Annotated in this window: 23 protein-coding genes; 10 read left to right on the top strand and 13 right to left on the bottom strand. The window is 60.7% G+C overall.

The features are described from left to right. Positions 1-57: 57 nt before the first annotated feature. The 6 genes from C934_RS0109600 to C934_RS33615 all read left to right on the top strand — a co-directional run bounded on the left by C934_RS0109600 (position 58) and on the right by C934_RS33615 (position 5,148). A complete protein-coding gene (locus C934_RS0109600; RefSeq protein ID WP_018856503.1) occupies positions 58-1,044 on the top strand; it encodes an ABC transporter ATP-binding protein in 987 nt (328 codons plus the stop codon). Beyond that, positions 1,041-2,015 carry an ABC transporter permease gene (locus C934_RS0109595; protein WP_018856502.1) on the top strand — a complete coding sequence of 325 codons (975 nt, stop codon included), beginning with the start codon at positions 1,041-1,043 and terminating at the stop codon, positions 2,013-2,015. Before C934_RS0109600 ends, C934_RS0109595 begins: the two co-directional genes overlap by 4 nt. Then, the gene (locus C934_RS0109590; RefSeq protein ID WP_018856501.1) at positions 2,005-2,820 is read left to right on the top strand and encodes an ABC transporter permease; all 816 of its coding nucleotides are present in this window, start codon (positions 2,005-2,007) and stop codon (positions 2,818-2,820) included. The genes C934_RS0109595 and C934_RS0109590 overlap by 11 nt, the downstream gene beginning before the upstream one ends. 15 nt (positions 2,821-2,835) lie before the next feature. Beyond that, positions 2,836-4,263: a gamma-aminobutyraldehyde dehydrogenase gene (locus C934_RS0109585; protein WP_018856500.1), complete on the top strand. Its 1,428-nt coding sequence runs from the start codon at positions 2,836-2,838 to the stop codon at positions 4,261-4,263. A 70-nt stretch (positions 4,264-4,333) separates the two neighbouring features. Next, a complete protein-coding gene (locus C934_RS0109580; RefSeq protein WP_018856499.1) occupies positions 4,334-4,828 on the top strand; it encodes an ester cyclase in 495 nt (164 codons plus the stop codon). A 146-nt stretch (positions 4,829-4,974) separates the two neighbouring features. Further along, positions 4,975-5,148 carry a DUF1328 domain-containing protein gene (locus tag C934_RS33615; protein ID WP_018856498.1) on the top strand — a complete coding sequence of 58 codons (174 nt, stop codon included), beginning with the start codon at positions 4,975-4,977 and terminating at the stop codon, positions 5,146-5,148. Here the strand turns inward: C934_RS33615 and C934_RS31815 are convergent. The 4 genes from C934_RS31815 to C934_RS0109560 all read right to left on the bottom strand — a co-directional run bounded on the left by C934_RS31815 (position 5,145) and on the right by C934_RS0109560 (position 7,900). Next, on the bottom strand, positions 5,145-6,026 hold the full coding sequence (locus C934_RS31815) for an adenylate/guanylate cyclase domain-containing protein (protein WP_245267937.1): 882 nt from the start codon (positions 6,024-6,026) through the stop codon (positions 5,145-5,147). The genes C934_RS33615 and C934_RS31815 overlap by 4 nt on opposite strands. A gap of 23 nt (positions 6,027-6,049) precedes the next feature. Further along, positions 6,050-6,358: a MerR family transcriptional regulator gene (locus C934_RS35605; protein WP_245267936.1), complete on the bottom strand. Its 309-nt coding sequence runs from the start codon at positions 6,356-6,358 to the stop codon at positions 6,050-6,052. A 71-nt stretch (positions 6,359-6,429) separates the two neighbouring features. After that, positions 6,430-7,068 (bottom strand): DUF1345 domain-containing protein, encoded by a 639-nt coding sequence (locus tag C934_RS0109565; protein WP_026371708.1) that lies wholly within the window; start codon positions 7,066-7,068, stop codon positions 6,430-6,432. A gap of 100 nt (positions 7,069-7,168) precedes the next feature. Continuing rightward, the gene (locus C934_RS0109560; protein WP_018856494.1) at positions 7,169-7,900 is read right to left on the bottom strand and encodes an SDR family oxidoreductase; all 732 of its coding nucleotides are present in this window, start codon (positions 7,898-7,900) and stop codon (positions 7,169-7,171) included. A gap of 208 nt (positions 7,901-8,108) precedes the next feature. Here C934_RS0109560 and C934_RS0109555 point away from each other — a divergent pair, with 208 nt between their 5' ends. Then, positions 8,109-8,945 carry an amidohydrolase family protein gene (locus tag C934_RS0109555; RefSeq protein WP_026371707.1) on the top strand — a complete coding sequence of 279 codons (837 nt, stop codon included), beginning with the start codon at positions 8,109-8,111 and terminating at the stop codon, positions 8,943-8,945. Positions 8,946-9,003: 58 nt separating this feature from the next. Here the strand turns inward: C934_RS0109555 and tal are convergent, their stop codons facing one another. Continuing rightward, the gene (gene tal, locus C934_RS0109550; protein WP_018856492.1) at positions 9,004-9,969 is read right to left on the bottom strand and encodes a transaldolase; all 966 of its coding nucleotides are present in this window, start codon (positions 9,967-9,969) and stop codon (positions 9,004-9,006) included. 355 nt (positions 9,970-10,324) lie between these two features. Between tal and C934_RS0109545 the strand changes: the two genes are divergently transcribed. Further along, positions 10,325-11,308 carry a sugar-binding transcriptional regulator gene (locus C934_RS0109545; RefSeq protein WP_018856491.1) on the top strand — a complete coding sequence of 328 codons (984 nt, stop codon included), beginning with the start codon at positions 10,325-10,327 and terminating at the stop codon, positions 11,306-11,308. A 20-nt stretch (positions 11,309-11,328) separates the two neighbouring features. Here C934_RS0109545 and C934_RS0109540 read toward each other — a convergent pair whose 3' ends face one another. The 3 genes from C934_RS0109540 to C934_RS0109530 form a co-directional block, all read right to left on the bottom strand. Continuing rightward, a complete protein-coding gene (locus C934_RS0109540) occupies positions 11,329-11,808 on the bottom strand; it encodes a hypothetical protein (protein WP_018856490.1) in 480 nt (159 codons plus the stop codon). Positions 11,809-11,922: 114 nt separating this feature from the next. Further along, positions 11,923-12,795: a methylated-DNA--[protein]-cysteine S-methyltransferase gene (locus C934_RS0109535; protein WP_018856489.1), complete on the bottom strand. Its 873-nt coding sequence runs from the start codon at positions 12,793-12,795 to the stop codon at positions 11,923-11,925. Positions 12,796-12,864: 69 nt separating this feature from the next. Next, the gene (locus C934_RS0109530; protein ID WP_026371706.1) at positions 12,865-13,362 is read right to left on the bottom strand and encodes a DUF2244 domain-containing protein; all 498 of its coding nucleotides are present in this window, start codon (positions 13,360-13,362) and stop codon (positions 12,865-12,867) included. A gap of 22 nt (positions 13,363-13,384) precedes the next feature. Between C934_RS0109530 and nth the strand changes: the two genes are divergently transcribed. Continuing rightward, positions 13,385-14,167 carry an endonuclease III gene (gene nth / locus C934_RS0109525; RefSeq protein ID WP_018856487.1) on the top strand — a complete coding sequence of 261 codons (783 nt, stop codon included), beginning with the start codon at positions 13,385-13,387 and terminating at the stop codon, positions 14,165-14,167. A gap of 34 nt (positions 14,168-14,201) precedes the next feature. Here the strand turns inward: nth and C934_RS0109520 are convergent, their stop codons facing one another. After that, complete coding sequence (locus C934_RS0109520) at positions 14,202-14,915, bottom strand: sulfate transporter family protein (RefSeq protein ID WP_018856486.1); 714 nt, start codon at positions 14,913-14,915, stop codon at positions 14,202-14,204. Between the two features lie 231 nt (positions 14,916-15,146). Between C934_RS0109520 and C934_RS0109515 the strand changes: the two genes are divergently transcribed. Continuing rightward, complete coding sequence (locus tag C934_RS0109515; RefSeq protein WP_026371705.1) at positions 15,147-16,001, top strand: MurR/RpiR family transcriptional regulator; 855 nt, start codon at positions 15,147-15,149, stop codon at positions 15,999-16,001. A gap of 20 nt (positions 16,002-16,021) precedes the next feature. Here the strand turns inward: C934_RS0109515 and C934_RS0109510 are convergent, their stop codons facing one another. The 4 genes from C934_RS0109510 to C934_RS0109495 all read right to left on the bottom strand — a co-directional run bounded on the left by C934_RS0109510 (position 16,022) and on the right by C934_RS0109495 (position 20,964). Beyond that, positions 16,022-17,605, bottom strand: a complete 1,584-nt coding sequence (locus C934_RS0109510) for an FGGY-family carbohydrate kinase (protein ID WP_018856484.1) — start codon at positions 17,603-17,605, stop codon at positions 16,022-16,024. Beyond that, on the bottom strand, positions 17,605-18,294 hold the full coding sequence (locus C934_RS0109505; protein ID WP_018856483.1) for an HAD family hydrolase: 690 nt from the start codon (positions 18,292-18,294) through the stop codon (positions 17,605-17,607). The genes C934_RS0109510 and C934_RS0109505 overlap by 1 nt, the downstream gene beginning before the upstream one ends. 83 nt (positions 18,295-18,377) lie before the next feature. Beyond that, entirely contained in the window at positions 18,378-19,859 is a 1,482-nt protein-coding gene (locus C934_RS0109500) for a mannitol dehydrogenase family protein (RefSeq protein ID WP_018856482.1), read from the bottom strand. A gap of 106 nt (positions 19,860-19,965) precedes the next feature. Further along, positions 19,966-20,964 carry an ABC transporter ATP-binding protein gene (locus C934_RS0109495; protein WP_018856481.1) on the bottom strand — a complete coding sequence of 333 codons (999 nt, stop codon included), beginning with the start codon at positions 20,962-20,964 and terminating at the stop codon, positions 19,966-19,968. Positions 20,965-20,967: the final 3 nt, after the last annotated feature.

The following is a 20,967-nucleotide window of genomic DNA, read 5'->3' as shown; positions in this document are numbered from 1 at the left end:
TTGGGCCGCATCCTTCCCGCTGGGAAGGTGAAAGACGCAACATCCCGGAGTTTTACAATGATTCCCGCCGTCCGTTTCCAACAGGTCTCGCGCCATTTCGGGCCGGTCCGCGCCGTCGACAGCGTCGATCTCGAAATCGCGCCCGGCGAGTTCTTCGCCATGCTTGGCCCTTCCGGCTCCGGCAAGACAACCTGCCTGCGCCTGATCGCAGGCTTCGAGCAGCCGACGGGCGGCCACATCGAAATCTTCGGTGAGACCGCCGAAGGCATCCCGCCCTATCGCCGCAACGTCAACACCGTCTTCCAGGACTACGCGCTCTTCCCGCATCTCAACATCCTCGACAACGTCGCCTACGGGCTGATGGTCAAGGGTGTCGGTAGGCCAGAGCGCACCAAAGCCGCCGAGCAGGCGCTGGAGCTTGTGAAGCTTCCCGGTTACGGCGCGCGCAAACCCGGACAGCTCTCCGGCGGCCAGCGGCAGCGTGTGGCGCTCGCCCGCGCCCTCGTCAACAAGCCGAAAGTCCTTCTCCTCGACGAACCGCTCGGCGCGCTCGACCTGAAGCTGCGCGAGCAGATGCAGGAGGAATTGAAGAGCCTGCAGCGCGCGCTCGGCATCACCTTCATCTTCGTCACCCACGACCAGGGCGAGGCCCTGTCGATGGCCGACCGCGTCGCCGTCTTCAACAACGGCGGCATCGTCCAGGAAGGTACGCCGCACGACATCTATCGGCGCCCGAAGACGCGCTTCGTCGCGGATTTCGTCGGCTCCTCCAATGTCATTGCGCCCGATATGATGACCGCGCTCGGCGGCGAGAAGCGCTGGGCGAGCCTGCGTCCGGAAGCGATCCACGTCGCCGGCGAAGGCGTTGAGGCGCGTGTGGAGCATGCAAGCTTCCTCGGCGCGGCAACCCGCCTCTCGGTCGATATCCGCGGCACCCGCCTGCACGTCATGCTGCCGGCCGGCGCCAACGTGCCGGATGTCGGCACAAGCGTCCGCCTCGTCTGGCAGCCCGTCGACGTGCATTACATGGATGACGCAGCATGACAGCGCTTGCCCTCACCAAACCGGCGGAACTGCGCGAGACCTCGATCCTTCCCGGTCGCGGCGGTTTCTTCGGACAGCTCTCGGACGCCTTCTGGCGCCATCCTAGACTGCTGCTCTTCCTGATGCTGACGCCGCCGCTCCTGTGGCTCGGCATCATCTACATCGGCTCACTGATCGCGCTGCTCCTGCAGAGCTTCTTCTCGATCGATGATTTCTCGGGCCTGGTGAATTACGAGTTCACGCTTGCGACCTATGCGCAACTCCTCAGCCCGACGAATTTTGACATCATCATCCGCACCATCATCATGGCGGCGCTGGTGACACTGGCTTCTGCCGTCGTCGCCTTTCCCATCGCCTACTACGCTGCTCGCTATGCGCAGGGCAAATGGAAGGCGCTGTTCTACCTCGGTGTCATGCTGCCGCTGTGGTCGAGCTATCTCGTGAAGATCTACGCCTGGAAACTCATCCTCGCGAAGGAAGGCATCCTCACCTGGATCTTCGAGAAGCTGCACCTGTCCTGGCTGCTCGACGGCATCCTCAACCTGCCCGTTGTCGGTGGCAATTCGCTGTCGGTCAGCTATCTCGGTACGTTTGTCGTCTTCGTCTATGTCTGGCTGCCCTACATGATCCTGCCGACACAGGCAGCACTCGAACGCGTCCCAGGCAACCTGATCGAGGCGTCGTCCGATCTCGGCGCCACACCGAGCCAGACCTTCCGCACCGTACTTTTCCCGCTGGCGCTGCCCGGTATCGTCGCCGGCTCGATCTTCACCTTCTCGCTGACATTAGGCGACTACATCATCCCGCAGATCATCGGTTCGTCGCGCCTCTTCATCGGCCAGGCGGTCTATGCCCAGCAGGGCACCGCGGGCAACGTCCCGCTCGCGGCCGCCTTCTCCGTCGTCCCGATCGTCATCATGGCCGTTTATCTCTGGCTGGCCAAGAAACAGGGGGCCTTCGATGCGCTCTGACCGTTCCCAGCGTTCACCGCTGCTTCTAAAGATCGCCGCAGCCGGTGGCCTGCTCTTCCTACACCTGCCGATCCTCTTGATCTTCGTCTATGCCTTCACGACGGAAGAGAAGAGCTATCAATGGCCGCCACCGGGACTGACGACGCAATGGCTCGCCATCGCGTGGAACCGCCCGGATGTCTGGTCAGCGCTCGGCCTCTCCGTGCAGGTCGCCTGCATCGCCACCGCGATCGCGCTGGTGCTCGGCACGCTCTGCGCAGCCGCAGTAAGCCAGACGAAGTTCTTCGGCCGTGAAGCAATCTCGCTCCTCGTCATCCTACCGATCGCGCTGCCCGGCATCATCACCGGCATTGCACTGCGCTCGGCCTTCAGCCTGTTCGACATTCCATTTTCGGTCTGGACGATCGTGCTCGGTCACGCGACCTTCTGCGTCGTTGTCGTCTACAACAACGCCGTCGCCCGCTTCCGCCGCACCTCGGGTTCACTGATCGAGGCATCGATGGATCTAGGCGCCGACGGTTTCCAGACCTTCCGCCACGTCATCCTGCCGAACATCGGGACCGCGCTTCTGGCCGGCGGCATGCTCGCCTTCGCGCTGTCCTTCGACGAAGTCATCGTCACCACCTTCACCGGCGGCCAGCAATCGACGCTGCCGATCTGGATGCTCGAAGAACTCATCCGCCCACGCCAACGCCCGGTCACCAACGTGGTCGCGATGGTCGTCGTGCTCGTCACTTTCCTGCCGATCCTGGCAGCCTACTACCTCACTCGCGACGGCGACCAGGTCGCCGGAGCCGGCAAATAATTAAGGGAGAACATCATGGACACCGCGATGCTGATTGGGTCCCGTTTCGAAGCGGGCACGGAAACGGAAGAGCACATCCTGAACCCGAAGACGGGCGAGACCGTGCTTGACCTGCCGGAAGCCTCGCTTGCCCAGATCGACGCTGCCGTCGACGCCGCAGAATCCGCATTCCAGGACTGGTCGCAGACGACACCGGGCCAACGCTCCAGCTACCTCCTCAGGATCGCCGATGCGATCGAGAAGGACGCCGAGGGGTTTGCCGCACTGGAAGCCCTGAACTGCGGCAAGCCGATCAATGCCGTGTTGAACGACGAAATCCCGGCAATCGTCGATTGCTACCGCTTCTTTGCAGGCGCCGTCCGCAATCTGCACGGCCCCGTCGCCGGCGAATACCTGCCTGGTCATACATCAATGATCCGCCGCGATCCGGTCGGTATCATCGGCTCCATCGCGCCGTGGAACTATCCGCTGATGATGATGGCCTGGAAGCTGGCTCCGGCAATCGCCGGCGGCAACACCGTCGTCTTCAAGCCCTCCGAACAGACGCCGCTCACCGCACTTAAGATGGCGAAGCTGCTTGCCGATATCCTGCCGGAAGGCGTCGTCAACGTCATCCTCGGCCGCGGCGAGAGCGTCGGCAATGCCCTGATCAATCATCCGAAGATTTCGATGGTCTCGATCACAGGCGACGTCGCTACCGGCAAGAAAGTTCTGCAGGCAGCCGCCAAGACCGTGAAGCGCACCCACCTGGAACTCGGCGGCAAGGCGCCGGTCATCGTCTTCGACGACGCCGACATCGACGCTGTTGTCGCGGGCATCCGCACCTTCGGCTACTACAATGCCGGCCAGGACTGCACCGCCGCCTGCCGCATCTACGCCGATGCGAAGGTCTACGACAGGTTCGTCGCCGACCTCTCCTCAGCCGTCTCCTCGATCAAGTTCAATCAGGCCGACGACACCGAGAACGAGATCGGCCCACTGATCTCCAAGCGCCAGCGCGACCGCGTCGAAAGCTTCGTCGCCCGTGCGTCCGAACACAAGCACATGGAAATCACCACCGGTGGCAAGACCTCCGGCGACAAGGGCTTTTTCTACACGCCGACGGTCGTCGCCGGCGCCACGCAGGATGACGAGATCGTTCGCCGCGAGGTTTTCGGTCCGGTCGTTTCCGTCACCCGCTTCACCGATGTCGAGGATGCCGTCACCTGGGCGAACGACAGCGACTACGGCCTCGCTTCGTCGGTCTGGACCAAGGACATCAGCCGCGGCATGAAAACTGCCGCCCGCCTGCAATATGGCTGCACCTGGATCAACACGCACTTCATGCTCACCAACGAAATGCCGCATGGCGGCCTGAAGCAATCAGGCTATGGCAAGGACATGTCCGTCTACGCACTGGAGGACTACACCGCCGTCCGGCACGTAATGATCAACCACGGTTGATCCCGCGCGGCCGGGCCGACGGACGGGCCGTAACCTGCAAACAAGAACATGCAACAAAAGGGGAGTCGAAATGAAACGCCGTACCATTCTTGCCGCCTTCGGTGGCATCTGTCTCGCCTCGACGCTTTCGGCCATGCCGGTCTATGCGGCCGATCAGACGCCGGTTGAGGTCGTTCAACAGTACCTGGCCGCATGGAACGCCCACGATGCCGGCAAGGCCGCTTCCTATTTCGATGACAAGATCAGCTACTACGACGCATCGGTTGGCAAGCCGACCGTCGGCAAGGCCGAGGCCAAGGCGGCCGTGATCGACAACTTCATGACCGCTGCGCCGGATCTGAAATGGGAGATGCGGGGTGATCCGATCGTCAGCGGAAACAAGGTTTCCTTCGAGTGGACCTTCTCAGGGAAGAACAGCGGTCCTTGGGCCGATGGGACCAAGGCAACCGACAAGTCCTTCTCCTTCGACGGTGCCTCGGTCTTCGTCATTGAGAACAACGTGATCAAGCAGCAGTCGGACTACTACGACGCCCTTGGCTTCTACAAGCAACTGGGCCTGATGTAACATGGCAATCCGGCCGGCGGCGCTCCCCAGGGGCGTCGCCAACGCTTTCAGCTACCGCTGCGGGCTGCGCCCACCGGTTGCGTAAAATATGGAACAAATTTCCTCGCCCTGCGTCATCTAAACGATGAGCAAAAAGGAAAAAATCCATGCTTAGATGGGCTCTCATATTCTTCGTTATTTCGCTGATTGCCGGTTTCTTCGGCTTCTCCGGCATCTCGGCCGCAACGGCAACGATTGCTCGCGTTCTCTTCGGCATCGCGCTGGTGATCTTCCTGATCTTCCTGATTCTGGCGCTGATGGCCGGCAATGCGGTGCTTTAACCTGCCGCCGCGCGTTGGGCGGCAAAGAGAGGCACCGAGTCCTTGAAGCCTTTCAGGGAAACAGCTCCCAGACCCTGGAAGGCAAGACCGCGTGCTGCCGCTTCCGCGGCAGCACGCGTATTGAGGCAGACAAGTGTTTGGGACGGCCCGGCAACGGCCGAAACGCGCGCCGCGAGATTGACCGTCCGGCCGAAAATATCCCCGTCACGAGGCACAACCTGCCCCGTCGCTACACCGACCCGCACAGGCGGCAACTCATCCAAACGGCTCTGCTCCACCAGCGATAGCGATGCTTGCACCGCCGAGGCTGCATCCGGAAACAGCATCATGACGCCGTCGCCCAGTGGCTTGACGATACGTCCGTCGAACGCGCATGAAAGCCGTTGGGCGATTGCTTCAAAACGGGCGGCCTTCTCGGCGGCAGACACATCGCCAATCTCACGCGTCAAGCCCGTGAAGCCGGAAAGGTCGGCAAAGGCCACGGCCGGCAGGCTGTCCTCGTCGCCAGGCTCCAGCCCGTGTTCGCGCAGGGCATCCTGCAGCCTTCCGACGATATTGTCGAACACCGCCTCCTCCAGCATCCGCCGCTGCAGCAGGAACAGCATCCGGAAGCCGATCCGCTGTAGTGCCAAGCGCTTGGTGGCGGCAACCTCGAAAAGATGATGGTAGCTAAGGCCCGCATTCAGCATCGGCTCTTCGACCTCGCCGCGGAAGAGGTCGCGCATCGTGTCGACACAGCGGCGAGCCGACTGACCGAAAACGCGCAGCACCCGCTCCATCCCGACAACGGAGGCACCAAGCTGCCTGCACTCCGCCATCAGCCAGATAAATTCCGCATCGTCCTCGCGAAGCGGTTGATCCGCTGAAAGCGGCGGCAAGCTGGCGCATGCCCTTATGCCATTCAGCTCGTCGAGATCCAGTTGCCCTGCCGCCACCTCGGCCGAAACAACGCCTCGGTCATCGCTACGGGCTCGAACATCAGCTGATTGGCGAACTCCAGAGTAAAGATCCGCCGCCTCAGACCTTCCGCCAGCACATCGAGGCTGATGCCGGCTTCCTGCAGGGCAACTATCAATCGGAGCCGGCTGACATCGCTTGCGGCATAGCCTGTGTATCCAGGACCAATGATCTCTAGGCGCTCGAGATCACGCAAGCGGGCATCGTCACAGCCGGCAAGGACCAACAATCTCTCACACGGCAATGCTTCCATCACGGCAACCTCTGGGGGATGAGATTGCTTGATACATCAAATCCGTGTGTCCCTCCACGCAGCCAAAGGCGTTAGAGCAGACTTGCTCCGACATTGATGGCAAGGGCCAGGATCGTCGTATTGAACAGGAATGAGAGGATGGAATGCAGGAGCGTCAGCTTGCGCATGGTGACCGATGTCGTCGCAACGTCGGCCGTCTGTGAGGCAACGCCGATCGTGAAGGAGTAGTAGAGGAAGTCCCAATAAATAGGCTCGTCATTGCCTTCCGGAAACTTCAGCCCTTCCCCCTTGGCCTCTCCGCCATAGAAGCGATGTGCGTAGTGCACCGTGAACAAGGTGTGCAGGAATGCCCAGGAGATCAGGATCGTGGCGATTGCACCAAGCGATCGTACGAGCGCCTCGCTTGCGTCAGCCCCCTTGGCTGCATGAAGTTCCAGCGCGATACCGGCAATGCTGGCGAGCGCCGCCAAAATAGACAGCGCCATGAGGAAGACGTCTGAAAGGTCGAGATCCTCAGCTCTCTCGCGGATGCTAGCGACGGTCGCGCGCAGCATTCGGCGCCAGGTGAGCGCCGTAAAGACGATGGCGCCGGCGTTCCAGCCAAAAATCAGGTTCTGCGGATTGACCTCGCGGCTGGTGAGCAACAGGAAAGTCACGAGTCCAGCGGTCACGGCGACGACGAACACCATGTGTCTGCGTAGTTGCTCCATGACCTGACTTTCCCGGCGCCCAGCGTCTGCCGCCGTCACAATCCTACCGCTGCAAGATTGCCTTTGATATCAGTTTGATGGCGGCAGGAGCAATATGGCTTTAGCCGGTCCAGCCGCCATCGACGACATGGATCTGGCCCGTCGTGAAGCCTGCCTCGTCACCGGCAAGATAGGTCACCAGAACGGCGATCTCCTCGGGTGTGGCGATGCGACCCATCGGCTGGCGGGCGATGAAATCCTTCAGTGCCTTTTCATAGTCGCCGGTCGCACGCAAGCGCTCGTGCAGCGACGGGCTGTCCACGGTACCGGGGCAGATCGCATTGGCGCGGATACCCTTGGCAACAAAGTCGGCGGCAATTGACTTGGTGAGGCCAATCACGGCTGCCTTCGATGCACTGTAGGCAAAGCGATTGGGAACGCCCTTCACACTGGAGGCGACCGAAGCCATGTTGACGATCGACCCCTTCCCCTTCTCCAGCATCCCGGGAAGGAAGGTACGGCAGGTCGTATACATCGCCTTGGCATTCAGGTTAAAGGAAAAGTCCCAGTCCTTCTCCTCGCATTCGAGGATCGAGCCTGCATGAACGAAGCCTGCGCAATTGAAGAGAACGTCGATCGGGCCGATCGTGGCTGCGAAGGCACGGACTGCGTCGCCATCGAGCGCATTGAGGACATGCTTCTCGGCGCCTTCCAGGGTGGAAAGCGTGTTTTCGTTGATATCGGTCGCATAGACATGCGCGCCGAGTGAAATGAAGCGCTCAGCGCTTGCTCGACCGATACCCTGACCTGCCGCCGTGATGACGACTTTCTTGCCTTCCAGACCGTGGCTCATACATCCTCCCAAATTCCGGCGCTTGCGGCGCATTCATTCATATGCAAACAATATATTCAGATTGGCGTCAACCTGATGGAGCGAGGTTTGCGCCGGAAGCCTAGTTGATCTTGTGTGGCCGGGCATGAAAAATCTGGTGGCCGAAAAGCCAGTCGGCGCCGCCGCCGCACCTTGCGGCAAACAGCATCGCATGAAGGGGAGGAACCGCATGCACTTCGACACACACCTGCACATCGTCGACCGGCAGGCGCTCGACTATCCCTGGCTCTCCGGCGCGGGTGATCTTAATCGTGACAATCTCTACGAAGACTATGCGCGCGATGCGCTACGCTGCGGCATCTCCAATGTGCTGCACATGGAAGTGGACGTTGCACCGGCGCGTATCGACGACGAGACGAATTACGTCAGGGAAGTCAGCCGCCGCCAGGGCAGTCTTGTGCGTGGCGTCATCGCCGCCTGCCGGCCGGAAGAGGATGGTTTCGCGGCCTATCTGGAGCGATCGGCTGCCGATCCCTTCGTCAAAGGCTTCCGCCGCGTCCTCCACGTGGCCCCGGACGACACAGCCGCCCGACCGCTGTTTCGCGAGAACATCAAGCGCCTCTCCGGCACCCGCATGACGTTCGATCTCTGTGTCTTCCCGCATCAATTCGAGACCATCCTCGCGCTGGTCGATCACTGCCCGGATGTTCGCTTCATTCTCGACCATTGCGCCAACCCGCCGATCAAGGATGGGATGAGCGACGTCTGGCGCAAGGGCATCACGGAATTCTCCCGCCGCTCGAACGTGACGGCAAAGATTTCAGGCGTCATCGCCTATGGGGATCTCGAAAACTGGTCGGTCGAGAGCCTCCGCCCGTATGTCGAACATACGATCGGCAGCTTCGGTTGGGATCGCGTCGTCTGGGGCAGCGACTGGCCCGTTTGCACGCTCGGCGGCGGGCTGGCACCCTGGGTCGCTGCCACCCATGCGCTGACCTCGGGCTGCAGCCCGGAAGAGCGCGACAAGCTCTATCAGGCCAACGCCAAGCGCATCTGGTCGATATGACACGAAAAAGGGCGGCACCGAATGGCACCGCCCTTCTTGGTTGGAGCGCTCGTAAGCCTTAAGCAGCTGCGAGCTGCAGTTCTTTCTGAACGTTGCTGCGAAGCGTACCAAGGTCCTTGGCGAAGGCACGGATGCCTTCGGCGAGCTTTTCGGTCGCCATCGCGTCTTCGTTCATCATCCAGCGGAAGATCTTTTCGTCGACGGTGATCTTCGGGGCAGGCTTCGTCACATCAGGCGACAGCTTGCGCTCGAGCTTGCCCTGATCGTTGGAGAGTTCGTCGAGCAGGTTCGGCGCGATCGTCAGGCGATCGCAACCGGCCAAGGCTTCGATTTCGCCGGCGCTGCGGAACGAGGCACCCATGACGATCGTCTTGATGTCGTTGGCCTTATAGTAGTTGTAGATGTCGCGGACGGAGATGACGCCCGGATCTTCCTCAGGCGTGAATTCCTTGCCAGTCGACTTCTTGTACCAGTCGAGGATGCGGCCAACGAACGGCGAAATCAGGAACACCTTGGCGTCAGCGCAGGCAACCGCCTGGGCCTTGGAGAACAGAAGCGTCAGGTTGCAGTCGATGCCTTCCTTCTGCAGGATTTCGGCGGCGCGAATGCCCTCCCAGGTCGAAGCCAGCTTGATGAGGATGCGGTCACGCTCGATGCCGCGTTCCTTGTAGGCAGCGATGATCGAACGGGCCTTGGCAAGCGACGCTTCGGTATCGAAGGAAAGGTCCGCATCGACTTCGGTTGACACGCGGCCCGGAACGAGCTTCACGAGCGCAGCACCGACGGAGATCGCCAGGCGATCGGCAACGGCGGCGGAAACGGCCTCCGGATTGCCGCCCTGCTTCTTGCCCCAGGCAACAGCTTCCTTGACGGTATCTGCGAACATCGGCGTACCGAGTGCCTTCAGCACGATGCTTGGGTTCGTCGTGCAATCGACGGGCTTCAGACGGGCAACAGCCTCGATGTCACCGGTATCGGCAACGACCGTGGTAATCTCGCGGAGGTGGTCAAGCTTGGATGTCATGGTTACTGGTCCTTTTGACTTGAGCTGCGCGCCGATGCGAACTTCGCCCGGCAAATAATCTACGAATGGGCAGTCTGCGAGCCGCCTGTGTAAGCAGCGGTCGCGTCATCCCCGCGAAACGGCGTCACGCCTCGGCCGCCAAGTGCCGATGGGACGTCCCGCTTACCTGCACATTACCTCCTCGGTCGCACGGATGCGACTTCTTGGCGGCGACTATCACTATTCCCCGCCAGATATGTCAAGGACATTTGTGCATTTCAATTGACATAAGTGTCACACCCGTCATTATCGGCGGAACAACGAACCTGTCCTGGCTTGATGATAGATCTAGGGCGCAATTCGCTCCGGAGGAGATGTGGTCAAGCTCAAACGTGGCACGCATACGGCTTATTCCGAAGCATCCTCCCTTAGGTTGCGTGCGGCTTGGCTCTATTACAATCAGGGACTGACGCAGAAGGATGTCGCCGAACAGCTCGGCATCAGCCGCACGACCGTGATCCGCCTGCTCGACGAGGCGATGAAGCGCAGCGAAGTGCAGATTTGGATCAACGACTCGATCGGCGATTGCGTCGAACTTTCGGTAAAACTCGAGCGCGCCTATGGCCTCGACGAAGCGATCGTCGTGCCGGCGCCGGCGCAGCCTGACGCCAACTCGCTGGCAAAAAGCGTTGGCCTTGCGTTGGGACAGTTCCTCTCCGAGGCCATTCCAGACGACTACACAATCGGCGTCGGCTGGGGCCGAACCATGACGGCTTCGCTCTCAAGCTTCCGGCCGCCCCGCCGCGACAATTGCAAGGTCGTCTCCCTCCTCGGAGGCGTCGTCGCCGTCCACCAGACGAACCCGATCGACTACACCTGGCGCCTCGCGAGCCAGCTCGGCGCCGAATGCTATATGTTCCTTGCCCCGCTTCTGGTGGATTCTACGGAAACGAAGCGGAACCTCATCGAGAAATGTGGCCTGGACACGATCTATCGGCTGGCGGAAACGTTGGATCTCGCGATCGTCAGCTGTGGCGACATCGGCCCGCACTCTACCTCCCTGTCGGAAGGGTGGATCTCGAAGGCCGAGCTGCAGCAGCTGATCGACGCCGGCTGCGTCTGCGACACGATGTTCAACTTCCTCGACAAGGACGGCAACACGATCGATCACTCGATCAACAGCCGCGTCATGTCCGTGGATCTCGACACATTGAAGAGGGCCAAGCACATCGTGCTGTCATCCGGCGGCACGCATCGCGCGGTCGCAATCCGTGCCACCATCAAGCGGATCGGCTGTAACACGCTGATCACAGACGAGGGTGCCGCCAAGGCTCTGCTGGGCCTGGCAGAGGCGGCTTAGGGGCGTTTAGCCAGCATCCGCTATCGCAGCTGGCACAGATGCGACAGTTGCGATTGCGCCCAGTTGCGCCCGAAATCCTGGGTATCCGGCAGTGCCGATAAAAGACTTCCGATCTCGCCATCGATTTCTAGATGGGTGTCCGTGATCCTGCATGCACCCACATCAAGGGCGACGGTGGCAACAACCTTGCCTTCCACCGGCGCCATCTGGAAGAGCGAATTGTCGCCAGTTTCGCAGGTCAATAGCGCCGTCGCCCTGATGGATGCGAGACTGTCCCCCGTCGAACAGACATCTGCAGACACAACCTTGAAGCTGCTGGTTCGATTGGGTCCCACGGGAAGCTGTTCGCATAACTGCGCGGTCGATATCGCGCGCGCCACATCCGGCCATTCCGGGCTACTCATCGCCGATTTGCAGCCCGCCCAGGCCGGAACCAGCGACATCGCAAGCAGGCCAACGGCAATGCCGACGACCTTGCATGGCTTTTCTCCAGGGTTCATTTCCGCCTCCTCGAGTCCCAGCCATGGAATCAAGCAGGTGAATCCTGAGTTTTTGATGGCAGGACTCCCGAGGGAGGAAGCGTATCCACAGGTTGGATCGATGCGTCGCCGCGATCAGGCGTGCGCCGCCTCCCAGCCGAGCATGGCCCGCTTGCGCGTCAGGCCCCAATGGTACCCCGTCAACGCCCCGCTTTTGCCGAGCGCGCGATGGCAGGGAACCACGAAGGAAATCGGATTGGCGCCGACCGCCGCACCAACCGCGCGCATCGCTGTCGGTCGGCCGATGTCGTGGGCGATGTCGCTGTAGGTGACGGCCTTGCCGAAGGGGATCTTCAGCAGGCTTTCCCACACCTGCACCTGGAAATCGGTGCCGATCAGCACGACACGCAGCGGCTGGTCCGATGTCCAGCGGCCCGGCTCAAAGATCCGCGTTGCGTAAGGTGCCGTCGCTTCGATATCGTCGACATAGGTCGCATTCGGCCAGCGGCATGTCATATCATCGAGACACGCGGCCTCGTCACCGTAATTGCTGAAAGCAAGCCCCGCGAGGCCACGGTCCGTCGCCATCACAAGCGCAACCCCAAAGGGTGAAGGATGGAAGCCGTAGCGGATCGTCAACCCACCGCCTTTGGCCTTCCATTCGCCGGGCGACATCGCCTCATGCGTGACGAAGAGATCGTGCAGGCGGCTGGGGCCGGACAGCCCGACCTCGATCGAGGTCTCCAGAAGGGGCATAGCTTCCTCGCGTAGAAGCCGCTTCGCGTGGTCGAGCGTGACTGCCTGCAGGAAAGCCTTCGGAGACAGGCCGGCCCACCGCGTAAACGTCTTCTGCAACTGCGTCGGCGACTGATTGAGCCGCGCTGCGATCGTCTCCAACGACGGCTGATCGCGATAGTCCTCGGTGATGAGTTCGATCACCTGGCGCACGGTCTCGTAATCAGAGCCATCAGGCGTGATGTCTTTGTTCAGCTTGGCTACCATATTCATGATCTTTCTCCTTGTACCAAGGAGATAGTCAAGTGACCCCTCGCAAGCCACCCGATTCTTGCGTGCCGGTCAAATCCGTTGTTTGACGGTGGCAAGCGCCCCCTTGAAGGCCTTAGCGAAGCTCTCGCGATCATCGGGATTGAGGAAGGAGCCGATATCCGTGCCCCTTCCTTCGCCGGAAATATACATGGAAAGAATGCCTATCTCCTGATGTCTGCGAACGAAGAAGCGCGTCCAGAAGGGATTGAAGTGATGCTCGATCATCCGACCGGAGGGCGCGAACTTGCGGACGGAAATATCCGTACGCGACACGGTCACTTCCTCCCGCGCGCGGCCAGACCGATAGTTCAGCCAGAAGGCGCCGTAGAGGAGCAGAAAATCAAGCCCGAAGAAGAAGCCGATCGGCCAGGCGCCCGTCACGACGAAGAACATGCCATACAGGCAGCACACTGCGCCGGTCAAAAGCAGCAACACCTTGAAACCCTTGCGGCCAAGCGACCGGTAAGGAAAAAGCTCGGCGGCAAAAACAGGTTGTTCGTCGGCTTTATCGGCGTTGCTTTCCATCATGGCTGGCAAGTATAGGTTTTCCATGCCAACTCCGAAACTCAAATCCGCCGTCACATCGTCGCAGAACTCAAAAGTGATCGTTCGCCAGAAGAAGCCGGCAACGGTCCGTTCTGCCTATTCCGAAACCGAGCGCGAGGAGATATTCCGTCGCTTCTCCATCCAGCGGCCGGAGCCGAAAGGCGAACTGGAACACACGAACCCGTTCACGCTCGTCGTCGCTGTAGCCCTCTCCGCCCAGGCGACGGATGCCGGCGTCAACAAGGCGACACGCGCACTCTTCAGGGTTGCCGACACGCCCGAAAAGATGCTGGCACTCGGCGAGGAGCGGGTGCGCGACTACATCAAGACGATCGGCCTCTACCGCAACAAGGCGAAGAACGTCATCGCTCTCTCACAGATGCTGGTCGAGAAATTCGGCGGCGCTGTGCCGCAAACGCGTGACGAGCTGGTGATGCTCCCCGGTGTCGGCCGCAAGACCGCCAATGTCGTGCTCTCCATGGCTTTCGATCAGGCGACGATGGCGGTGGACACACACATTTTCCGCATCGCCAACCGAATCAAGCTGGCGCCGGGAAAGACGCCCGACGAGGTCGAGGAGCGGCTGATGAAGGTGGTACCGAAGCACTATCTCTATCATGCCCACCACTGGCTGATCCTGCATGGCCGCTATACCTGCAAGGCACGCAAGCCGGAATGCGAGCGCTGCGTCATCGCCGATATCTGCAAGTCGCCGGAAAAGAGCTGCGACGTGCCGGCGCCGCTGGTCGAGCTACCGCGCCAAGTGGTTGGAGAGGCCGTCGAGTAAGTCTGCGGCAGATCGCGGCGCTACCGATTTGGCCCTACCCGCGAAAGCCCGCGTCCTCGCGCGAAACCAGCTTGTGCAGGTGCACCATCAATCCAGCGGCGAAAAGCGGCGTCAGCAGATTGACGATCGGGATGGCAAGGAAGCCCGCAATAACAAGCCCCGCAAGGAACACCGTCGCCGCATGTTTGGCCCGAAACGATCGTGCCTCCTGCGGCGAACGAAACCGCATTGCAGCAAACTCGAAGAATTCGCGGCCGAGCAGGTAGCCGTTGACGAGGAAGAACGCGATTATGTTGACGCCCGGCACGAACAGCAGAAAAAGCGCCACGATGTTGCCGAGGATAACCACGCCAAGAAGCTTGATCGAGCTTGTGAGCGCCGGACCGAGCGGCATCGCCGTTCCAGACTGATCCGAGGGATAATCCCGTCTTTCAATCACCTCGGCCACATCGTCGAGAAACAGGCCGGCAACCAATGCCGTCACCGGTGACAGCAAAAGCGCCAGGCCAAGTGCAAGGCCGAGGCTGGCTGCGATCGCAAACACGAAGCCGAGCCACCCTGCCCAGTCCGGCATGGCGGGAAAGAAACTGGCAATCCACGGGAAGACGTACGATATGAACGCACTGCGCAGCGCCAGCCAAAGCCCGACGAGCAACAGGAGGGTCAATCCCAGGACCTTCCAGAACACTGACCGCGTCTCTGGCGCGAAAAGATTGATGAGAGATAGGCGGGCCGCCTGAAAGATCATTCCGAGGTCTCCGGTTGCAACAACCATGTAGGAATCCGAACTTTGAACGGCAAGGCTGAAACAAACTCGGATGACTAGCCCAAAACTTGTCGGAAAATCTATGTTACTATATAGTAATTTATCAACTATGATTGCTTGATCCTGAAACGCAGCTTCCGGAATAGTTGCAAACGACAAGCGTTGGCCATGCGTATCCGAGAAATGCTTTCGGGAAGATCGGGACGGGCCAACGTGGAAGATTTTGTTCAGAAGCTCCGCCAGTATGCCAAGTCCGGCACGCCGGCCGAACGACGAATCGCGAAATATTTCTCCGAGCATCTGAACGACCTGCCGTTCGAAACAGCCGCGTCGGTTGCCGATCGGCTGGATCTGAGCCCCATGACGGTGGGCCGCTTTCTACGCGCGCTCGGCTATCAGGGGCTCGACAGCGTCAAGGTCCATATCCGCGAAACAACCACCATTTCGCCAATGCAGATGCAGGCATCGCTCACCCAGCTGCAGGCCGACGCTTCCGCCGGCAAGCCGCTCGCGGTACTGGTCTCCGAGCAGATCCAGGCGCTGCACCATATCTACCATTTGACGGGCCAGCCCCTCTGGAATGAAGCCGTGTCGATGATATCATCCGCTCATGAGGTTCTTGTCGCCTCGCATGCTCATCTTTCCGGCTTCGCGACCCACTTTGCTCAGCGATTGACCCATGCGCGCGACGGCGTCCACGCGCTTGATGGAACGGGCAGCCGCTTCGCCGAACTCTTCGCACGGCTCGATGGCAATGACGCCTTGCTGATCGTGATCGACAGCCGGCGCTTTGGCAAAGCCCGGCTGCTGGCCCGGACGGCACGGCGCTATGGATACAAGGTTATCTTGATTACAGCACAAGGCACCAACTGGATTCCGGATCAGGCCAATATCGTACTCGCCCTTCCGCCTGCCCGATCCGATGACGAAGACAACCTGCCGCCGCTGATGGTCCTCCTCGACTGTCTGTCGGAAGACGTTGTCACTGCGGCCGGCGAAGAAGCAGGCGCCCGCACCCGTCGCATGGCTGAATTCGGCAGCATGCTTGGAGACGGCGGAAACCGGTAGAGTCTTCCAGGATTAGGCGCCTACTCCATCGCTTCCAGTTCCGCGCGGTGGCGATACATGGCAAGCAGCCGGCGATAATCCCGGTCATAAAATGCCTGCTTGGCTGTATCCGGCAATCGCTCTTCGCCACCGGAGTACATGGCCGCCCCTGCTTCTGCGAGATCTCGATAGAGACCGCACGCCACGGAAGCGGCCATCGCCGTACCGAGGAGCACCGCCTCGTTCATCTTCGGCACAACGACCCTGCAGCCGGTTGCATCGGAATAGAGCTCCATCAGCACCGGATTTTTCACATGGCCGCCTGCGACATGCAGGGTGTCAGGCACATAGCCATATTCCTTCATCCGCTCGAGGATGTGACGGATCCCGAGCGCGATCGCGACTGCTGCGCGCCAATAGAGCGCGCAGAGTCCGTCGAACGACGTGTCGAGCGTCAGGCCGCTGATGCTGCCGACGGCATGCGGATCGGCGAGTGGCGAGCGGTTGCCGTGAAAATCCGGCAGTATAAAGATGCGGGCACCGAACTCGTCGCCCTCCTCGGCGCGAAGCTGCGCAATACGCTCGACGATCTTCTGATGCAGCGTAGCCGTTGGCTCGCCACCGGCTGCGTGCATCCGCACGATATGATCGAGCAGCGCGCCCGTTGCCGATTGCCCCGCCTCGACAAGCCAGGATTCAGGAAAGACGGCTTCGTAATACGGCCCCCACATGCCGTGGCTCGGTTTGCGCTCGCGCGAGAACGAAACGATGCAGCTCGAGGTGCCGGCGATCAGCGCCAATTGGCGTTCCAGCCTGCGAGCATCCTGCGCCTCGCCGCCAAGCGCACCCAGCGCCCCGGCATAGGCATCGATCATGCCTGAGGAAACATGGCACGCCGTCGTCAGCCCGAGCGCCGAGGCGGCCTCTTGCGTCAGCGTCCCGACACTCTTGCCGACCGGCACCGTTTCCTCCGGCAGCCGTCCGCGATCCAGTAGGTCATCGAGCCCAATCCGCTCGAGAAAATCCTTCCGCCACCCTTTGTCGAGATGTGCGAGATAATTCCACTTGGCCGTCAGCGTGCAGCGCGAGCGGGCGAGCGCGCCAGTTGCTTTCCAGGTCATGAAATCGGCGAGGTCGAACAGATAGCCGGTGTTCATCCAGGTGCCGGGCAGCTTCTTCTTCAGCCACATCAGCTTCGGCATTTCCATTTCCGGCGACATGAAGTGCCCGGAGTGCTCCAGCACGGGATGTTCCGTCGCCGTGCAGAAATCGGCTTCCTTCAGCGCCCGGTGATCGAGCCAGACGATCGTATCGAAACGGCGCTCTCCGCCGGTGGAAACACTGATCTGGTTGCCGTCGACATCGCGCACGACGAGCGAACAGGTAGCATCGAAACCGATCGCGCCCACCGATGCTGGCGCCGCGCCTGATTGCTCCATCGCCTTGCGAACGGCAATGCAGACCGCCGACCAGATGTCTTCGGAGTCATGCTCGGCGTGGTTTTCACGCGGCCTGTTCATGATGATCGGGTGTTCGGCCTTGCCCAGCAATGCGCCGCGAGCGTCGAAGACGCCGGCGCGCGCACTGCCCGTGCCGATATCAACCGCAACCACATGCTGAGGCATTAAAGGTGCATCCCGTCCTGCTTATGTTTGCGGACAAGGTGTATTAAATCCGGCATGGCGTCAAACACGGCTTCGGGAGAAAGTCGGTCAAGTTCAGCGCGATAGCCGGAAAAATTGGCGTGTGATCCGCCCGTGAAGGCAAACACCCTCATGCCCGCTGCCTTCGCCGCCTCGATCCCGGCGGGGCTGTCCTCCACGACCACGCAATTGGCGGGCTCTACGTTCATTTCGTGCGCCGCATGCAGGAAGAGATCGGGCGCGGGCTTGCCATGCTTGACCATGGTTGCGCTGAAGATATCAGGCAGCCGGTCGATCAGGCCTGTGACCGTCAGCGACAGGCGGATACGCTCGACTTGGCTGGAAGAGGCGACGCAACAGGGAATGCCGAGGGTGTCGATCGTCTCGGCGATCCCGGCCATCGGCTTCAGCTCCCTGCGAAACCGGGCGTAGAGATCGGTGCGGATTTGCTCAAGAAATTCCTGACCCGGGTGGACGTTGTATTCGGTCTTCATCGTCTCGATGACAGTCGCGAGACTTCGCCCGAGGAAACGGCCATAGACCTCTTCCTCGGTAATCGGGACATCGAGATCGTTCATCGCCTTCACGAGAACGCTCACCGATATCGGTTCGCTATCGACGAGCACGCCGTCGCAATCAAAGATGACGAGCCGTGTTTCAGCCTCAGCCATGGCAGACCCAATCGCAGTTGGTGCAGGAAGATGCATCCGCCGGATAAGGCGGAAGCCGGCGGCAGGAATGCCGCCAGTGATCCTTACACAGCAAGCTTGTTATCAAGATAAAGCTGCAGGGTTTCACGCGTGCCCTTTTCCCACAGGGTTTTCAATGCGTGGGCAAAGCGCTTTCGGAACAGCTCGGATTTTGACACCTCGCCAAAGGTGTCGTCGAAAACGAGGAACGCCATCGGATTGTCCTTGGCCTTCAGTGCGGCCGCATGCAGCCGATCGGCGCTGGCGTCGTTGAAGACGATGTCCTTGCCGCTGTCCGTCTTGCCGGCAAAATAGCGGCACCACAGAGCAGAAACCAGCGCGAGCCCGACCACGTCCCGCCCCTGGTTCAGATTGTCGAGCGTAGAGGGCAGGATGAATTTCGGCTGTCGGTTCGATCCGTCCTGTGCCAGGCGCGGGATGGTGTCGGCAATCTTCGGATTGAGAAGCCGATGCTCGATCAGCGCGAAATAGTCCGTCAGCGAGGTATCCGGGACCGGCGGAACGATCGGGATGATCTCATCCTTCTCAAGTTTGGCGAGGAAGGCACGGATCAACGGATCCTCCATCGAGTCGTGCACGAAATGGATATCCATCAGCGCTGCCGGATAGGCGATCGCCGCATGTCCCCCGTTCAGAATGCGGATCTTCATGTGCTCGTAGGGCGTTACATCGGGCACGAAGGTGACGCCGACCTTCTCAAGCGCCGGCCGCCCCGCCGTAAACTTGTCTTCCAGCACCCACTGCTTGAACTCTTCGCAATAGACGGGCCAGTTGTCCTCGATGCCGAAGGCGTCCTTCAACAAGTCGATTTCGCGCTGACCCGTTGCCGGCGTGATGCGGTCCACCATGGCATTCGGGAAGGCGACGTTCGCCTTGATCCAGTCGGCAAAGGCAGGATCGGAGAGACGCGCCGTGCCAACGACGGCATTCGACGTGACGACGCCGTTGTGGGGAATGTTGTCGCAGGACATGACGGTGAAAGGCACGATGCCCTTCTCCTTGCGCGCCTTGAGACCGGCGACGACAAGGCCAAAGACGGTCTTCGGCTCGGCAGGATTCTGGCCGTCCGCAGCGATCGCCGGATGACCGGGATTGAATTTGCCCGAGGCGTCGATGAAGTAGCCGCCCTCGGTAATCGTCATCGAAACGATGCGGATCGCTGGATCCGCAAGCTTGGCGATAATCGCCTTGGCGTCACCGACCGGCAGGATGTCGATCATCGGCGCCGTAACGCGCGCAGCAGTCTTGTTGTTGTCCTGCTCGACGACCGTCGTCAGGAAATCCTGGGCGGCGAGCTTCTCGCGCATTGCGGCGTCGGAAGGGAGAATACCCGCGCCGATGATCGCCCAGTCATGATCCTGACCCAGATTGAACAGGTCGTCCAGATAGATCGCCTGGTGGGCGCGGTGGAAATTGCCCACGCCGAAGTGCACGATGCCCGCCTTCAACGACGCCCGCTCGTAGGTCGGTACGGCGGCCGTTTTTGCCACCTCGGAAAGCGTTGCCAGCGATAGTTTGCACGTCATGTTTCAGTCCTCTTGAAGGTCTTCGGGATCGGCTAAGATCCCGGCATCGGTACGCCGGGCGCTTTGTCCGGCGTGCGCTCTCGTCCCCAACCCGGCAGCAATGCTCTCAGATGGTGAGACCACCCTCGTTGAATTTGTGGATCCGCGTCTTGTCGGGAGTCAGATAGACGACATCGCCGGCCTTTGCCGGGAAATCGCCGCCGCCACGCGCGGTGACATGACCAATACCCTCGACATCCACGTGCAGGAAGGTGTCCGCGCCGAGATGTTCGGCGACCATGACCTTGCCCTTCCAGTCGCCGCTTTCGGTCGACAACAGCACATGTTCCGGCCGCACGCCGATCGTGTGCGCTCCGAATTGCGCGGCATACTGGCTTTTGACGAAGTTCATCTTCGGCGAGCCGATAAAGCCCGCGACGAAGAGGTTTCGCGGCTTGTGGTAGAGTTCAAGCGGTGAGCCGACCTGTTCGATATTTCCACGGTTCAGCACGACGATCTTGTCGGCCATGGTCATGGCTTCCACCTGGTCGTGGGTGACGTAGATCATCGTGGTCTTCAGCTGCTGATGAAGTTCGCTGATCTCCAGGCGCATGTTGACGCGAAGGGCGGCATCCAGGTTCGAAAGCGGTTCGTCGAACAGAAACGCCGATGGCTGGCGTACAATCGCGCGGCCGATGGCGACGCGCTGGCGCTGGCCGCCCGAGAGCTGGCGCGGCTTGCGCTCAAGATAGTCGGTGAGGTTGAGGACGCGTGCGGCGTCTGCGACCTTTCTGTCAATCTCGGCCTTGTCGACGTTGGCCATCTTCAGCGGAAAGGCGATGTTGTTGCGCACGCTCATGTGCGGATAGAGCGCATAGGACTGAAACACCATCGCAAGGCCGCGCTCTGACGGGGCTTTCTCGGTTGCATCCTTTCCGTCGATCACGATCTTGCCATCCGACACGTCCTCGAGGCCCGCAATCAGCCTGAGCAGAGTGGACTTGCCACAGCCCGAAGGCCCGACGAAGACGACGAACTCGCCGTCCTTGATGTCGAGGTCGATCGACGGGATGACCTTGGCTTCGCCGAAGACCTTCGAGACTTTTTGAAGGGTAATGCTGCCCATGTT

Source organism: Rhizobium sp. 42MFCr.1 (assembly GCF_000377185.1).
Taxonomy (GTDB): Bacteria; Pseudomonadota; Alphaproteobacteria; order Rhizobiales; family Rhizobiaceae; genus Rhizobium; species Rhizobium altiplani.
Note: the sequence above shows the minus strand (reverse complement) of the source record. Positions and strands in the feature narration are given on the sequence as shown.

Coding starts and splice junctions, on each gene's coding strand:
- C934_RS0109600 (WP_018856503.1), top strand. CDS start 58: ATGATTCCCGCCGTCCGTTTCCAACAGGTCTCGCGCCATTTCGGGCCG.
- C934_RS0109595 (WP_018856502.1), top strand. CDS start 1,041: ATGACAGCGCTTGCCCTCACCAAACCGGCGGAACTGCGCGAGACCTCG.
- C934_RS0109590 (WP_018856501.1), top strand. CDS start 2,005: ATGCGCTCTGACCGTTCCCAGCGTTCACCGCTGCTTCTAAAGATCGCC.
- C934_RS0109585 (WP_018856500.1), top strand. CDS start 2,836: ATGGACACCGCGATGCTGATTGGGTCCCGTTTCGAAGCGGGCACGGAA.
- C934_RS0109580 (WP_018856499.1), top strand. CDS start 4,334: ATGAAACGCCGTACCATTCTTGCCGCCTTCGGTGGCATCTGTCTCGCC.
- C934_RS33615 (WP_018856498.1), top strand. CDS start 4,975: ATGCTTAGATGGGCTCTCATATTCTTCGTTATTTCGCTGATTGCCGGT.
- C934_RS35605 (WP_245267936.1), bottom strand. CDS start 6,358: ATGGAAGCATTGCCGTGTGAGAGATTGTTGGTCCTTGCCGGCTGTGAC.
- C934_RS0109565 (WP_026371708.1), bottom strand. CDS start 7,068: ATGGAGCAACTACGCAGACACATGGTGTTCGTCGTCGCCGTGACCGCT.
- C934_RS0109560 (WP_018856494.1), bottom strand. CDS start 7,900: ATGAGCCACGGTCTGGAAGGCAAGAAAGTCGTCATCACGGCGGCAGGT.
- C934_RS0109555 (WP_026371707.1), top strand. CDS start 8,109: ATGCACTTCGACACACACCTGCACATCGTCGACCGGCAGGCGCTCGAC.
- tal (WP_018856492.1), bottom strand. CDS start 9,969: ATGACATCCAAGCTTGACCACCTCCGCGAGATTACCACGGTCGTTGCC.
- C934_RS0109540 (WP_018856490.1), bottom strand. CDS start 11,808: ATGAACCCTGGAGAAAAGCCATGCAAGGTCGTCGGCATTGCCGTTGGC.
- C934_RS0109535 (WP_018856489.1), bottom strand. CDS start 12,795: ATGAATATGGTAGCCAAGCTGAACAAAGACATCACGCCTGATGGCTCT.
- C934_RS0109530 (WP_026371706.1), bottom strand. CDS start 13,362: ATGATGGAAAGCAACGCCGATAAAGCCGACGAACAACCTGTTTTTGCC.
- nth (WP_018856487.1), top strand. CDS start 13,385: ATGCCAACTCCGAAACTCAAATCCGCCGTCACATCGTCGCAGAACTCA.
- C934_RS0109520 (WP_018856486.1), bottom strand. CDS start 14,915: ATGATCTTTCAGGCGGCCCGCCTATCTCTCATCAATCTTTTCGCGCCA.
- C934_RS0109510 (WP_018856484.1), bottom strand. CDS start 17,605: ATGCCTCAGCATGTGGTTGCGGTTGATATCGGCACGGGCAGTGCGCGC.
- C934_RS0109505 (WP_018856483.1), bottom strand. CDS start 18,294: ATGGCTGAGGCTGAAACACGGCTCGTCATCTTTGATTGCGACGGCGTG.
- C934_RS0109500 (WP_018856482.1), bottom strand. CDS start 19,859: ATGACGTGCAAACTATCGCTGGCAACGCTTTCCGAGGTGGCAAAAACG.
- C934_RS0109495 (WP_018856481.1), bottom strand. CDS start 20,964: ATGGGCAGCATTACCCTTCAAAAAGTCTCGAAGGTCTTCGGCGAAGCC.